Origin of the sequence: Campylobacter concisus UNSWCS (assembly GCF_000466685.1) — a bacterium.
Classification (GTDB): domain Bacteria; phylum Campylobacterota; class Campylobacteria; order Campylobacterales; family Campylobacteraceae; genus Campylobacter_A; species Campylobacter_A concisus_A.
In genome coordinates, this window is record NZ_ANNG01000099.1 from 1 (window position 1) to 399 (window position 399).

Annotated in this window: 1 protein-coding gene; it reads left to right on the forward strand. The window is 40.6% G+C overall.

Annotated features, from left to right (window positions below; translation table 11 throughout):
• A partial coding sequence (locus UNSWCS_RS12115) for a hypothetical protein (protein WP_035144102.1) occupies positions 1–399 on the forward strand: 399 nt, incomplete at both ends.

Genomic DNA, 399 nt, shown 5'->3' on the forward strand with positions numbered 1-399 from the left:
AGCACTTCTGACCTTAGCACAGTTACAACTGCAGCCGCAGCCGCAGCTACTACTGCTGAAACAGCTATGGCTACTGTAAAAACAAAAGCAGGAGATGTTGACGCTGCCAATAACAATATAAAGATTGCAAAAAAAGCATTAACTGATTTTGAATCAAAAGCATCTGATACGACAGGTGTCGCAGAAATTGCAAGAACTGAGCTAGCTTCATATAAAGATAACATTGATCCAACTAAAGCTGGAAGCGACGCTAAAAAGATAGCTGATGCTACAAAAGCAAAAGCTACTGCTGAAAAAACTTTGGCAGATAGTGTAAAAGCTTTACAAACAGGCGCTGACAAAGATAAAGTAGCTCTAAAAGGCACAGATGCAACTAGCATCGCAAAGCAAGCTGATGCA